The sequence below is a fragment of the Variovorax sp. PBS-H4 genome, assembly GCF_901827205.1.
GTDB lineage: Bacteria > Pseudomonadota > Gammaproteobacteria > Burkholderiales > Burkholderiaceae_C > Variovorax.
Genome location: NZ_LR594675.1, coordinates 3,197,237 through 3,210,530 on the forward strand (window position 1 = coordinate 3,197,237; position 13,294 = coordinate 3,210,530).

The 13,294-nt window shown below is 67.7% G+C and carries 10 protein-coding genes and 2 pseudogenes; 6 read left to right on the plus strand and 6 right to left on the minus strand.

Going from position 1 to position 13,294, the window contains the following annotated elements; genetic code table 11:
• Positions 1–35 precede the first annotated feature (35 nt).
• Genes E5CHR_RS15200 through E5CHR_RS15210 form a run of 3 tightly spaced genes read left to right on the plus strand, consistent with a single transcriptional unit; the run spans position 36 to position 3,385 of the window.
• Positions 36–884, plus strand: a complete 849-nt coding sequence (locus E5CHR_RS15200) for a TauD/TfdA dioxygenase family protein (protein WP_162580622.1) — start codon at positions 36–38, stop codon at positions 882–884.
• Between the two features lie 36 nt (positions 885–920).
• Positions 921–1,895 carry a tripartite tricarboxylate transporter substrate-binding protein gene (locus E5CHR_RS15205; protein WP_162580623.1) on the plus strand — a complete coding sequence of 325 codons (975 nt, stop codon included), beginning with the start codon at positions 921–923 and terminating at the stop codon, positions 1,893–1,895.
• On the plus strand, positions 1,892–3,385 hold the full coding sequence (locus tag E5CHR_RS15210; protein ID WP_162580624.1) for an aldehyde dehydrogenase family protein: 1,494 nt from the start codon (positions 1,892–1,894) through the stop codon (positions 3,383–3,385). The genes E5CHR_RS15205 and E5CHR_RS15210 overlap by 4 nt, the downstream gene beginning before the upstream one ends.
• A gap of 68 nt (positions 3,386–3,453) precedes the next feature.
• Here E5CHR_RS15210 and E5CHR_RS15215 read toward each other — a convergent pair whose 3' ends face one another.
• From E5CHR_RS15215 to E5CHR_RS15230, 4 genes are all read right to left on the minus strand, one after another.
• Complete coding sequence (locus E5CHR_RS15215; RefSeq protein ID WP_162580625.1) at positions 3,454–6,177, minus strand: CoA-binding protein; 2,724 nt, start codon at positions 6,175–6,177, stop codon at positions 3,454–3,456.
• A 17-nt stretch (positions 6,178–6,194) separates the two neighbouring features.
• Complete coding sequence (locus E5CHR_RS15220; protein ID WP_162580626.1) at positions 6,195–7,481, minus strand: ATP citrate lyase citrate-binding domain-containing protein; 1,287 nt, start codon at positions 7,479–7,481, stop codon at positions 6,195–6,197.
• Positions 7,482–7,631: 150 nt separating this feature from the next.
• A complete protein-coding gene (locus E5CHR_RS15225) occupies positions 7,632–8,399 on the minus strand; it encodes a class II aldolase/adducin family protein (RefSeq protein WP_162580627.1) in 768 nt (255 codons plus the stop codon).
• A 200-nt stretch (positions 8,400–8,599) separates the two neighbouring features.
• The gene (locus E5CHR_RS15230) at positions 8,600–9,244 is read right to left on the minus strand and encodes a nitroreductase family protein (RefSeq protein WP_232062069.1); all 645 of its coding nucleotides are present in this window, start codon (positions 9,242–9,244) and stop codon (positions 8,600–8,602) included.
• A gap of 528 nt (positions 9,245–9,772) precedes the next feature.
• On the opposite strand from E5CHR_RS15230, the gene E5CHR_RS15235 reads away from it, so the two are divergent.
• A complete protein-coding gene (locus E5CHR_RS15235) occupies positions 9,773–10,015 on the plus strand; it encodes a hypothetical protein (RefSeq protein WP_162580628.1) in 243 nt (80 codons plus the stop codon).
• Between the two features lie 11 nt (positions 10,016–10,026).
• Here the strand turns inward: E5CHR_RS15235 and E5CHR_RS31980 are convergent, their stop codons facing one another.
• Together E5CHR_RS31980 and E5CHR_RS15240 are read right to left on the minus strand one after the other, a co-directional pair.
• Positions 10,027–10,161 (minus strand): hypothetical protein, encoded by a 135-nt coding sequence (locus E5CHR_RS31980; RefSeq protein ID WP_269474051.1) that lies wholly within the window; start codon positions 10,159–10,161, stop codon positions 10,027–10,029.
• 56 nt (positions 10,162–10,217) lie between these two features.
• On the minus strand, positions 10,218–10,661 hold the full coding sequence (locus E5CHR_RS15240) for a universal stress protein (protein WP_162580629.1): 444 nt from the start codon (positions 10,659–10,661) through the stop codon (positions 10,218–10,220).
• 102 nt (positions 10,662–10,763) lie between these two features.
• Here E5CHR_RS15240 and E5CHR_RS15245 point away from each other — a divergent pair.
• Together E5CHR_RS15245 and ccoS are read left to right on the plus strand one after the other, a co-directional pair.
• Positions 10,764–13,095: pseudogene (locus E5CHR_RS15245) on the plus strand (heavy metal translocating P-type ATPase).
• Positions 13,096–13,106: 11 nt separating this feature from the next.
• Positions 13,107–13,232 (plus strand): annotated as a pseudogene (gene ccoS, locus E5CHR_RS15250) (cbb3-type cytochrome oxidase assembly protein CcoS); the annotation flags it as partial.
• Positions 13,233–13,294: the final 62 nt, after the last annotated feature.

The following is a 13,294-nucleotide window of genomic DNA, read 5'->3' on the forward strand; positions in this document are numbered from 1 at the left end:
GCCTACGATTCATTTCAAACAACCCTCGCGACACGATGAACAGCCAGCAGACCCCACTGGAAATCCGCCCCTGCACCCCGACAATCGGGGCCGAAGTCTCAGGCTTCGACCTCGACCATGTGAGCGACGCCACTGCAGCGCGGTTGCGCGACGCACTGGTTCGCCATGAAGTGCTCTTCCTGCGCGACCAGAAGCTGACGCCCGCGCAGCACGTGTGCCTCGCCGAGGTCTTCGGCCAGACCCTCGCCGCCAAGTCGATCGTCTTTCCGTCGCCCGAGGGGTTCCCGGCGATCGAGGTCGTCGAGTACGGCGGCGGGCGCGTGCCGCAGACTGACATCTGGCACACCGACATCATCTGGCAGCAGCGGCCCGCGCTGGGCGCCGTGCTGTGCGCCGAGGTGTTGCCGGAGACGGGCGGCGACACGCTGTGGGCCAGCATGACTGCGGCGTACGAAGCGCTGTCGCCGCGGATGCAGGCCTATCTCGAAGGCCTCACGGGCGTGAACACCTGGGAAATCTCGTCACAGAAAAAGGACGCGCTGGCACAGCGCGGCTACGACGGGCTGCTCGCGCTGATGCAGAAGTACCCGCCGGTCGAGCATCCGATCGTGCGCACGCATCCGGTCTCGGGCAGGAAGATCCTCTACTGCACGCGTTCTTTCACCTCGGAGATCAAGGAACTGCCCGAAGACGAGGGCCGCGCCGTGCTGGAGTTTCTCTTCGAGCATGTGAAGCGGCCCGAATTCCATGTGCGCTTCCAGTGGCGCGCGGGCTCCGTCGCGATCTGGGACAACCGCTCGACCCAGCACTACGCCGTCAACGACTACATGCCGAACCGTCGCCGCATGCATCGCGTGGCGGTGGCGGGCGATGTTCCGTTCTGACCACTTCTCGAGACCCACGATCGAAGCGTACGCACCATGTTCGACAAGTCATTCATCGCCGGGCTCCTGGCCGGCGTCCTTCTCTTGCCGTTCGGCGCCGGCCTGGCACGCGCCGAGACGCCGACGCGCATCCTGGTCGGCTTCCCGCCGGGCGGCACCACCGACGGCGTTGCCCGTCTTTACAGCGAGGGTTTGTCGAAGGCGCTGGGCCGTACCGTGCTGGTCGAGAACAAGCCCGGCGCCGGCGGCGCGATCGCGGCGGCGGCGCTCAAGGCCGCGCCGCATGATGCGAGCACGCTCATGCTGGCCGCGATCGTGAACATCAGCGTCTATCCGAGCACGGCCAATCCGCCGGCCTACGACCCCTTCAAGGACTTCGTCGCCGTATCGATGGTCGGACGCTACGACCTGGCGCTGGCCGTCAGCGCGGCGAGCGGCATCGAGACGGTCCCGGCGTACGTCGCCTGGGCCAAGGCCCGCCACGACAAGGCGAACTTCGGCTCCCCCGGCAACGGCAGCCTGCCGCATCTCTTCGGTGCTCAGTTTTCACAAGCCGCGGGCCTGGACCTGGTTCACGTGCCTTTCCAGGGCGCGACGCCATCGATCGTGAATCTGCTCGGCGGCCAGATCGGCGCCGTGATCCAGCCGGTGAGCGACCTGGTCGCGCAGCATGACGCCGGCAAGGTCCGCATCCTGGCGACCACCGGTTCGCAGCGCAACGCACGGCTGCCCGGCGTGCCGACCTTCAAGGAGCTCGGCTATCCCGGCATGGAAGGCGGCGGCTGGATCGGCTTCTTTGCGCCGGCCGGTACGCCCGAAAAGGCGACGCAGGCGATCTGGGAGGCCGTGCAATCCATCCAGGCGACGCCTGCCGTGGTCTCGCGCATGCAGGCTCTTGGCTTCGACGTGACGCCCATGACCCGTGCCGAGTTCGCCGAGCTGACCCGCAAGGATGCGGCGCGCTGGGGCGATGTCGTGCGCAGCGGCAACATCCTGGTCAAGACACCATGACCAGCACCGCTGCCACCACCGTAATCACCCTGCATTCGGCGGCCGAATATGCCGGCCTGCTTCGTGCCGTGCCCGAGGGCTCGATCTACGTTGACGGGCGCTATGTCGGCGCGCATGACCGGCATCGTGTATTCGCAAAAGCAGACGGTGCATTCATCGCGGAGATCGGATATGCGTCAACCGGCGATGTGAATGCAGCAGTGGAAGCCGCCGATGCGGCGTTCCCGGCCTGGGCCGCGCGCGCTCCCTCCGACAGGTCGACCATGCTGTCGCGCCTGGCCGACGCGCTGGAGAGGCGTTCGCATGAATTCGCCATGCTGGAGGCGCACCATGCCGGCAAGCTCATCACGGATGCCGAGCTCGAGATCCGCTCGGGCGTGCAGACTTTGCGATGGTTCGCGAGCTGCGCCCTGCACATCGATGGACGCATGCCCGCGGGAACGCCTGCGCAGCTGCGCTACGTGCGGCGCGAGCCGCTGGGCGTCTGCAGCCTGATCCTGCCATGGAACTTCCCGTTGCTGCTCATGCTGTGGAAGCTTGGCCCCGCCTTGGCGGCCGGCAACACCGTCGTCGCCAAGCCGGCGAGCGAAACGCCGCTGACGGCGCTGGCGTTCGGGCTCCTGTGCGACGAGGCCGGCTTGCCGCACGGCGTCTACAACGTGGTGCCGGGCAGCGGACGCGAGGCCGGCATGGCGCTGGCGACACACGACAGGATTGCGAAGGTGTCCTTCACCGGCTCGACCTCGGTCGGCCTTCAGGTTGCGGCCGCAGCGGCGCGGACCGTCAAGCGCGTCACGCTCGAACTGGGCGGCAAGTCGCCGAACATCGTGTGCGACGACGCCGATCTGGACCGTGCCGCGGCCGGCATCGCCGGCATCTTCGGGCATGCCGGGCAAAAGTGCGCCGCGCGCACGCGCTGTTTCGTGCAGGAATCGGTGGCCGACCGGCTGGTTGAAAAGGTCGCCGCACGCGCGAGCGCGCTGCGCATCGGCGACCCGCTCGATCGAGCTGCCACGCTCGGTCCGGTCATCAACAGCGAGGCACAGGAAACGATCCTCGGCTACTGCCGCTCGGCTACGGAAGAGGGCGCGCGGCTGGTCTGCGGCGGCAAGGCGCCCGTCGGACGGCGCGGGCCCTACGTCGAGCCCACGGTCTTCGACCATGCACGCAACGACATGACCTTTGCGCGCGAAGAAATCTTCGGGCCGGTGCTGGCCGTGATTCGCATCAAGGACATCGACGAGGCGATCCTCCTCGCAAACGATTCCGTCTTCGGCCTCGCGGCTTCAGTGTGGACCGGTTCGTTGTCGAAGGCGCACACCATCGCGGCAAGGCTCGAAGCGGGCAGTGTCTCGGTCAACACGCCCGCGGTGATCGGCATTGAAACGCCGTTCGGCGGCTACAAGCAGAGCGGGCTCGGGCGCGAACTGGGCGTCGAGGGGCTGGATGCGTATCTGCAGCACAAGAGCGTGATCGTGGACCTCGGCTGACGCGAGAGAGGTCTCGGCAGCAGGCCGCGCCGAAAGTCGAAGCGCCGAACCTTCCAGCGCGGTCGCTTTCAGGCCACGAACTTGCAGAGCGACGCGACGGTGCGCGTGTCCATGTTGCGGCCGCGGTTGAGGTGGTCGTCGATCTCGGCGGCACAGCCCAGCATGCGCGGGTAGAGGAAGATCGTGAACGCGGCCGTTTCGAGCTCGCGCTCGCCAATCTCCCCGGACTGCAGCGGCTTCCACAGCATCTTGAGCAGCAGCGCGGCGATCACCGCGTCCACGTTCACGCAATAGACGTTGCGCGACACGCCGGCATCGAAGAGCTGCCGCACCAGCGCACGGTAGAAATCGTGGAACACGTTGTGGTCGCCGCGCGCCTCGCGCAGCCTTGCGATGAAGACCTCGCGCGGATCAAGATTGACCGGCTTGTCCTTGAAGACCGGGTGGTTCACGCCCGGCAACTTGGCGATGTCCAGGCTGCCCGCGCTCTTCTTCCGGGTCTTGTACTGCGCGTATCGGTCCACCGCCTTTGCGGCGAGGGCCTGGAGATCCACGCCGTGGTTCGGGGCGCCCGGGTCGTCGAGGCCGGTGCCCTTGAACTGCTCGATCAGGTAGGCGATCCCCTCGTAGCCATTGCCGCCGTGGGCATAGCCGGTGTGCGTGAGGAAACCGATCAGCGCCTTGTTGAGCTGCACTCGCTCAGGCTGCTCGGGCCCGTCCGCCGACACCGCGCCCTTGGCGCCCTGGGCCGAAATCGCGCCGGGGCCGTTGGTCAGCAACAGGCCGACCAGGGTCTGGAAGGCGAACAGGTCGGCCTCGGCCGGCGTGCGGCCGAGGAGGGCGGCGAAGGCGACCTCGCCGAGGCTCGCGCTCTCCAGCAACTGCTGCTGCGCGATGCCGCAGAAGCGGCCTTCCTCATGCCGCGCGGCATCCGCCGAGGCGCCGATCAGCGTGCCGAAGAGCTGCAGCCACCAGGGGAAGTTCTGCGCCGTCAGCAGCGAGATGCGTTTGCGGGACAGCGGCCCCCAGGCCAGCGTGGCCGAGATCGCGGCCAGCACGGCCGCCTCGGTCGGGTGGCCGGCGAGGCTTTGCAGCCAGCGCAGGAACACCGAGCGCCCGCCGCGTGCCTGCACGCCGGCCAGCAGGGCCTGGGCACGGCCGTCGGGCGTGTCGCCGGTGAGCGTTGGCGCTCCGGTCATGTCGATCTGCCCGATATCGAAGCTGTCGCTGAGCGAGGCGCCGAATTCGTTGCCTAGCGCGGCGGCATGGAAGCGTTCGAGCATGAAGCCCAACGCCTCGCGGGCCGCCTGCTGCCGCTTCGGCCCGACGATGGCGGCTGCTGCTGCCAGCACCGAGTTGGGCGCATTGCCGGCTTCGCGGCTGGCTTGCGCGGCCGCGAGTTCAGGGCGGCCGTGCAGGTTGACGTAGGCAGCGATCGCGGGCGCGATGAGTCGCCGGTCGTTGTCCCCGCCGGCATCGTGCAGCAGGGCGAGTGCCACGTTGGATTCCAGCGGGAGGGTGGCTGCGTCCAGCATGCTGGTGCCGTGCAGGCTGCTGACCTGCGTCTTCGCGTCCATCTGCGAGGCGCCCGAGGCGTCCTTCATCGCCTGGCGCGGCACCACGCCGCCGATCTGCGTGTTGAGCAGCGCCACCTGCTCGTCGTAGGGTGCGAGCGCCTGTACCACGGGCAGGCGCAGTTCCTGCGGAAGGTCGAGGCCCTCGTCGGAGCCGAACCACGGCTTGAGCGCCAGCGTGCCTTCGGGCGCGAAGTCCGGCAGGGTCGCGTTCGCGCGCATCACCGCGGTGAGCGCGGCCGGGATATGGGCGATGTTGGTGACCAGCGCACCCTTGGCTGAGAACACGGGGTTGTCGGGCGTGAAGATCGCGTCGACCCCGAACTTGTCCATGAACCAGCGTTCCTTGGCCAGCGCATCGTCCGAGCCGCCGGCCATTGCGCCGGCATGACCGACCGCCCGCGTGAGCTTGCTTTTCCAGCGCCCGACCACGCACGCGACCACCGGCTTGGTGAACTTCGCATCGAGCTCGTAGTAGCCGCCTGGTTCGCAGTAGAGCACCGCCGCCTTGCTGCGTGCATCGTTGGCCAGCGCAAAGGCGAATTCGGGCGCGGCGTAGTGGATGTAGACGTCCTTGCCCGACGAGATCACCGTGGTCGTGCCCCAGCCCGCCATGCGCAGATACTGGGCAATGGTGGTGGAGAAGCCGCCCGAGTTGGAGAAGATCGCGATCGAGCCCGGCCGCAGCGAGTCGCCGGGCTTGTCGCCGCCCAGCGCACCGCCGACGCGGACCTGGTTCCACGAGTCGGCCACGCCCAGGCCATTGGCGCCGAAGATGTCGATGCCGTTCTGCTGGCCCATGGCGCGGATCTCGCGTGCATCGTGCACCGCGATCTTCTCGGTGATGATGAAGATCTTGCGCAGCTCCGGGTTCACGCGGATCAATTCGGCCACGCCGTCGCGCGCGGCCGATGGCGGCAGGTACACCACGCCGCAGTTGAAGCGGTGGCCCGCCGCCAGCCCGTCGCGCACGTTGTTGAAGACGGGAATCTCGCCGATGGGCGTCTCGAGCACCGCGCCGCCCTTGCCGGGCGCGGTGCCGAAGACGACGTTGCCGCCCGAGTAGGCATGGCTCACCGGCGTGACCTCGCTCGACTCGCCGCCCAGGATGTTGAGCACGCAGACGCGGTCTTCGCGCGAGGCGACCTGCGTGAGCGAGCTGATGCCGACGTGGTACTTGAAGTCGCCCACGCCTGTCTTCTGCCAGCTGGATTGCATGATGTCTTCCTTCCCTTTCAAGCGGCCGCTGCGGCCTGGATGCCAAGGCGCGCCGCGACCTGCTCGCGGCCGCCGTCCTTCATCCACGCGTTGACCTTGCGGGCGAACTGGATCACCTCGCTCATGTCGGAGTCGAAGCCGAAGAGGCGGTAGGGCAGGCCCAGGGCATCGCAGGTGTCGCGCAGCGCGCCCATGCCGCGCACCAGGTTCGGCCCGCCACGGCCCACCACCACGTAGAGAGGCGTTGGTCCATGCTGGCTGAAGTGCTCGCGCAGCGCGTCGGCCATCGCGCGCAGGGTCTCGAAGATGTCGGTGTTGTTGCTCTTGCCGCCGATGATGAAGAGCACGTTGGCCTGCTTGAGCCAGTGCCTGAAGCAGATGCGCGCCACCTCCTTCATCTTCTCGTAGGGCGGGTTGCCGCCGAAGTCGGAACTGATGATCGCGTCGTCGCCCAGCATCTCGGTCACCAGCGAGTTGGCGCCACCGCCGAAGGTAGGGGCGAGCACCGTGCCGTTCTCGTTGATCACGTACACGTCGCTCTGCCCCTGGTGCGTGCGCAGGGTGTTGATCTCTTGCTCGAAGTCCGAGTAGTCGGCCGCGAACAGATGGGGCGGCAGACCCAGGCGCAGCCAGCGCGGGTCGTCGCGGTCGAAGCCGCACTTGAAGTCGCAGGCGACCGGCGTGAGCCGGCCCTTCTTGTCCTCGCGCATGCGGATCGGGTTGAGCTCCAGCGTGGTCATCCCGAAGTCATGGAACAGTTCCCACAGCTTGGGCAACTGCTGGACCAGCGGCGAGATGATCTCCTTCGGCGCGCCGATCTCGGTGAGCGCGTTCGCCACCACGAAGGCCTTCAGGCCGGTCAGGGGGTCGAAGGGCACCGTCGCGACCTGGGTCTTGTCCAGCTCCTCGATGTCCATGCCGCCCATGTGCGTGAGCGTCATGGTCGGCGCGCGGAAGCGGGTGGAGTCGCTGATGGAAAAGTAGACCTCGTGCTTGGCCGGCACGCCGGCCTCGAAGGTCACGCCGTTTGCCTTGGCCTTGACATGGCCGACCGTGTGCTCGGCGAAGTAGAGGCGTTCCTTTTCGGCGAGTGCGGTCTTCAGGTCGGTGGCCCGGCCCAGCAGGCCGGCCTTGCCCTTCTTGCCGATGCCGCCCTTGAAAACGGGCTTGACGAAGATGAGCCCGTACTTGTCGATCAGCGCCTTGATTTCCTCTTCGCTGGCCGCGGGGCCCAGCACCTCGGTGGCCGGAAAGCCCGCGAATTGCAGCAGGCGTGCGCCGTGCAACATGCCGGTGATCTGCATGGTCGATGTCTCCTGTAGTGCGCGAACTGCGCCGTGGGCGGCCCGCGTCTCGGGCGGCCTCGGAGAAATCGTAGGAATCGAAGCTGTCGATCCGCCGTCAGTGCGCTGAGGGTAAGTACGGGTAGCGAGACTGCCGGCCGCGGCCCGCTACTAGTTCTTGTAGGTCGAGTCGATCCGGTCGAGCCTGCGGATCAACGCAGGCCAGACGAAGGCCCCGCCCAAGCCACCGGTCTGCACCTTCAGCGCCTGCCCCACGCCTTCGATGATGCGCGGATCGACATGGGTGAGTTCGCCGCCGCCTGCCTGTGCGGCGATCTGGATCTGGCAGGTGTTTTCGAAGGTGTACATCGACAGGAACGCGTCGGCGATGGTCTTGCCCACGGTCAGCAAGCCATGGTTGCGCAGCATCAGGAAGTTGGCTTCGCCCATGTCGGCCTGCAGCCGCGGCTTCTCGTCGTCGCGGAAGGCCACGCCCTCGTAGTCGTGGTAGGCCAGCGAGGCCAGCACGAAGGTGGATTGCTGGCTGATCGGCAGCACGCCGTCTTTTTGCGCGCTGACGGCGATGCCCGCACGCGTGTGGGTGTGCAGCACGCACTGGATGTCCGGCCGGGCCGCATGGATGGCGCTATGAATGACGAAGCCCGCGGGATTGACGGGGTAGGGCGAGGTGATCACCTTGCTGCAGTCCTGGTCCACCTTGACCAGGCTCGAGGCGGTGATCTCGTCGAACATCAGCCCGTAGGGATTGATCAGGAAATGGTGATCGGGCCCCGGCACGCGCGCACTGATGTGGGTGAAGACGAGGTCGCTCCAGCCGTGGAGGGCGACGAGCCGGTAGCAGGCCGCGAGGTCCACGCGCAATTGCCATTCCTCGGCGGAGACGAGCTTCTGGATTTCGGAATGCGTGGTGGTGTTCATGGCGATGCGCGGTCCTGCGCGTTGGATGGCCGAAGGTTGATTGTCAAGATACCGCGGCAGGTTTCAACGCGGGAAAACGCCGGGTCGACGCTCAAGGTGCGCAGGCGCGGGCGTCAGGGCATCTCCACCTTCGAGACGAGGATGTAGCCCGCGCCCTGGACCGTGCTCACCGGCGCCATGTCAGCGCCAAGCAGAACGCGTCAATGTCCGCGTACGGGCCCCAGTTGTGAGACATAGCGCTCGAGCGCTGGCCGTGCCGGGCCCTCTTTGTGGGCCAGCACCGTGCCCACGCTGATGAAGCACAGCGGCTCCTCGTGTTCCTCCACGCCGAACAACGCGCGCAGCTCGGCAGACTGGAGCGACTCGCCGCTGGTGAGGGCAGAGCCGTAGCCCAGGACGGTCGCAGTCAGCAGCATGTTCTGGATGGCGCATCCGGCCGACAGGATTCTCTCGGTCGCCGGGATCTGCTCGTTCTGGGGGCCGAGCCGAACGATTGCGAGCATCAGGACCGGTGCCTGGAATGCCTTCTCGCGCTCCATGCCGCGCTGGTCAGGCGTGGCGGCGGTGTCGCGTTCCTCCAGGGACCGCGCCAAAACTTCGCCCAGCCGCCCGCGTTGCGGTGGTGGAACGATGACGAAGCGCCATGGCACGAGTCCTCCATGATCGGGCGCCGCGGCGGCGGCGCCGAGGATATGTTCGAGTTCGGGCTGCGTGGGTCCCGGCGCGCCGAGCCGCCGGGGCAGCACGGTGCGGCGCGTGTGGAGGAGCTCGGCCAGTTGCCGTTCGGTGACAGGCGGATCGGCCGCGCCCGGCGATGACACGCCGTGTTCCATGGAAGAAGACATTGGGAGCTCTCTTGTTGCGTTTGGCGAGGCCTCCACAGGTCCGGGGTGCTCCGGAAGCGGGTGTCGCGCTTGAATCCTCGGGACATTGTTCGGGTGTTCACAGCGTAGCGGGACGCGGTCTCCAGGCGTTGATCTGGATCAACCCACTTCCGGTCACGCACCGCGCGACGGAGATGCGCGATTCGAAGAACGGCGCAGCAACTCGCCGCGGTTGCAACCACTATGTCGTTCAGGCTATTGCACTCTCCGGCGGGCCTTCTACGATAGCGAACGCGTCGGACACTGCGGTCGACGCCATGGCTCCAGCGGCCCGCGTTACCCGGACCTCCGCGGAGACTTGAAACTCGAGAGGCCATCTGGGCCCGACGACAGACGGTGGTATGGGTCCCGCAATCGGAACCTTGTTGCACGCGTCATCGCGAAGTGCTGCACGCAACCCGCCCTCGGCCGGCTTCGGCTTGAACGGCGAGGTGCGCAGAACTTGACCTCCAATCATCCGCGTCGGTTTGGCCACACCCAGGAGCCGGTATGAACATCGTCATGGGAATTCGCACATCGATCTTTATGTGCGCAGCACTCACCATCTCCGCCTGCTACGACAGCGGCGTGAAATCCAAGGACAACGGCGCGACGCCTGTAGCCCTGAAGGCCCAGGCGACGGAGCAAGGAGGCATCGAAGGGCGGCTCGACGCCTACTTCGGTGAAAGGTTCTCGGAAGCCCAGAAGGCGCTTTCGACAAGGGCCCCCGATCCGGACGCCCCCAGCTTCTGAGGGCGCCAACGTCAGGCCGGCCGTACGGTAGCGGCCTGCGCCTGTGGAGATTCCGCCAAGCCTGCGGCCACCAGCAAACCGGTCGCCGCCAGGGTGGCAAGAACGAACGCAAATGCCTTCAGCATGGCGGACTGTTTCGTGGTCAAGGTACAAGCTCCTGCAGGGTTTCGAGAAGTTCGTTCGCCTCGATGCGAGCCGCCCGCTATCGAAGCACCAGCACAGGCAGCGCCGAATGCGTCAGCACATGCTGCGTCTCGCTGCCCAGCAACAGCCGCTTGATCCCTTTGCGCCCGTGCGAGGCCATCACGATCAGGTCGCTCTTGTGCTTCTTCGACGCCGCGATGACCGCATCGGCCACCCGGTCCGAAGTGACTGCGACCGTCTTGGCGCGAATGCCGGCTGCCTTGGCCCGCGCACCGATCGCGTCGAGCAGGCCCTGCGCCTTGTCGGCCCACTGCTTCTCGATGCGCGCGACATCCTGGTGCGAGAACGACATCGCGCCGTCGAAGTAGTTCGTTGGATAGCGCGGTATGACGGTAAGCGCGACGAGGTCGGCGTCATGCTGCGCCGCAAGCGCGATGGCGCTGGACACGGCCTTCTTCGAGAGCGTCGAGCCGTCGGTCGCGACGAGGATGCGTTTGAACATGGTGTTTCCGATGAAGCGATGTTGCCAAGCGTAGACGGCTGGCGCGCAAGCGGGTTGATACAGATCAATCCAGGGGCACGTGCGGCCCCGTAGCCTCGCCACATGCAAGCTGCACTCTCGGCGACCCGGGCCACCGGCGCGGACCCAACATGCGCTGATGCCGAATCGAAGGCCGGCTGGACGGCGCTCGACGACCCGGCCGAGTGGCACGCCTTCGGGCGACCGCTCGACGGCGACGCCGCCACCGGCCGCTGGGAATCGCAGGTCGTGGTCGAGGGCATGCACTGCGCGGCGTGTGCGTTCACGGTGGAGGCGGTGCTGGCGCAGGTGCCGGGCGTGTGCAAGGTCGAAGTCAATGCGGCGACCCGGCGGGCGCGTGTGGTCTGGTCGGCCGCAGCCGTGAGTCCTTCCCGCTGGTTTGGCGCCAGTGCTGCAGCCGGATACCGGCTGCTGCCCGCCGCGGACACGGCCCTGCGCGCGCGACGCACGCGCGAGGCCCGGCTGGCGCTCTGGCGCTGGCTGGTCGCGGGCTTCTGCATGATGCAGGTGATGATGTACGCCTATCCCGCGTATATCGCCCAGCCCGGTGACCTGGCGCCGGACGCCGCGCAGCTGCTTCGCTGGGCATCGTGGGTACTGACGCTGCCGGTGATGCTGTTCTCGTGCGGTCCGTTTTTTCGCAGCGCGCTGCGCGACCTGCGCATGCGACGCGTCGGCATGGACCTGCCCGTGGCGCTCGGCATTGCCGTGACCTTCGCGGTCAGCACAGCAGCCACCTTCGACGCCGCGGGACCCCTGGGCGGCGAGGTCTACTTCGATTCGCTCACGATGTTCGTGTTCTTCCTGCTGACGGGGCGATGGCTGGAAGCACGATTGCGGGACCGCACGGCCGGGTCCCTGGAAGCCTTGATGAACCGGCTGCCGGACAGCGTCGAGCGGCTCGGCGCCGACGGGGCCTTCTTGCGCGTCGCCGTGCGGCGGCTCGTGCGCGGCGACGTGGTGCGCGTGCTGCCTGGCGAAGCCTTTCCGGCGGACGGCGTCGTGACCGCGGGCGACACCACGGCGGACGAAGCCCTGCTGACCGGCGAATCGCGCCCGGTGCCGCGCCCCTGCGGCGCGCACGTGCTGGCCGGCAGCCACAATCTCTCGTCGCCCGTGCAGGTGCAGGTGGAATCAGTGGGGCAGGGCACGCGCTTCGCTCAGATCGTCGCATTGATGGAGAGCGCTTCGTTGCAGAAGCCGCGGCTCGCCCAACTGGCGGACCGTGCGGCGCGGCCCTTCCTGCTGGCCGTGCTTGCCGCCGCCGCGCTGGCTGCCGCGTTCTGGTGGCAGGTCGATCCCGGTCGCGCGTTGATGGTCGCGGTAGCGGTGCTGATCGTGACCTGCCCCTGCGCGCTGTCGCTCGCCACGCCGGCGGCCATGCTGGCCAGCGCGGGTGCAATGGCGCGCGGCGGCGTGATGGTGCGCAATCTTCAGGCGCTCGAGGCGCTGGCAACTGTGGACACCGTCGTGTTCGACAAGACCGGCACACTGACGCGCGATACGCCCAGGCTGGAGCGCGTCTATTGCCGCAAGGGCCTGCGGCCGGGCGACGCGGTCGAGCTCGCCGCCGCGCTCGGCGCGCAATCGCTGCATCCGGCCGCACGCGCGATGGTCGGCGCGTGGCGTTCGCAATTTCGCTCTCCCCCGGCATGGGAACTTCTAGGCACGACCGAATACAGCGGCATGGGACTCCGAGGGCCGCTTGCGCCGTGCAGGCGATGCGGGGGGGGCGGCGCGCCGACTGCGCCTGGGCTCGGCGGCATTCTGCGACGTCGAGCCGCTGCAGGTCGCGACGCGGCGCAGGTGCACCTGAGCGATCCGCAGGGCTGGATCGCCAGCTTTGTGTTGGCCGAGGAACTGCGCAGCGATGCTGTCGGGATCGCGTGGCCGCGCTGCGGGAGCAGGGCGTTGCCGTGCAACTCCTGTCCGGCGACCGTGCCGCTGCCGCGCAGGACGTGTTGCGCGGCGCGCGGGTATCGGCGTGTTCCAAGGGGACTGCACGCCGGAGGCCAAGCTGCGCGTGCTGCAGGCGCTGCAGGCGCATGGCGGTCGGGTCGCCATGGTCGGCGACGGCGACGGCCCGGTGCTCGCGCAGGCCAACGCGTCCTTCGCGGTCGGCGCCGCGGTCCCGCTGGCGCAGGCGCGCGCCGATTTCGTCGTGCTGGGCGATTCGCTCGCGGCCATCCCGCAGGCCATCGCGCAGGCGCGCCGCACCCTGCGCATCGTGCGCCAGAACCTCTGGTGGGCGGCCGGCTACAACGCGCTGTGCGTGCCGATGGCGCTGACAGGCTGGCTGCCTGCCTGGCTCGCCGGGCTGGGCATGGCGGCGAGTTCGCTGGTGGTGGTGCTCAACGCGGCGCGCCTGGCCAGGCCGGCAGGCAGGAGAGACTGATGGACATCCTCTTCCTGCTGGTCCCCTTTTCTGTGGTGCTCGTGCTGGTGATCCTGGCCGGTCTTTGGTGGGCGGTCGAGCGTGGCCAGTTCGACGACATCGAAGGCGAAGGCGAGCGCATTCTGCGAAACGATTGATCTGCATCAAGCCGCCGGCCATGCGGCGCCCGGACACTGGCGCCACCAAGACAAGGCCACGA

What these genes read in the sequence shown, in the direction of transcription:
- E5CHR_RS15200 (WP_162580622.1), top strand. Translation starts at nt 36, where the DNA reads ATGAACAGCCAGCAGACCCCACTGGAAATCCGCCCCTGCACCCCGACA.
- E5CHR_RS15205 (WP_162580623.1), top strand. Translation starts at nt 921, where the DNA reads ATGTTCGACAAGTCATTCATCGCCGGGCTCCTGGCCGGCGTCCTTCTC.
- E5CHR_RS15210 (WP_162580624.1), top strand. Translation starts at nt 1,892, where the DNA reads ATGACCAGCACCGCTGCCACCACCGTAATCACCCTGCATTCGGCGGCC.
- E5CHR_RS15215 (WP_162580625.1), bottom strand. Translation starts at nt 6,177, where the DNA reads ATGCAATCCAGCTGGCAGAAGACAGGCGTGGGCGACTTCAAGTACCAC.
- E5CHR_RS15220 (WP_162580626.1), bottom strand. Translation starts at nt 7,481, where the DNA reads ATGCAGATCACCGGCATGTTGCACGGCGCACGCCTGCTGCAATTCGCG.
- E5CHR_RS15225 (WP_162580627.1), bottom strand. Translation starts at nt 8,399, where the DNA reads ATGAACACCACCACGCATTCCGAAATCCAGAAGCTCGTCTCCGCCGAG.
- E5CHR_RS15230 (WP_232062069.1), bottom strand. Translation starts at nt 9,244, where the DNA reads ATGTCTTCTTCCATGGAACACGGCGTGTCATCGCCGGGCGCGGCCGAT.
- E5CHR_RS15235 (WP_162580628.1), top strand. Translation starts at nt 9,773, where the DNA reads ATGAACATCGTCATGGGAATTCGCACATCGATCTTTATGTGCGCAGCA.
- E5CHR_RS15240 (WP_162580629.1), bottom strand. Translation starts at nt 10,661, where the DNA reads ATGTTCAAACGCATCCTCGTCGCGACCGACGGCTCGACGCTCTCGAAG.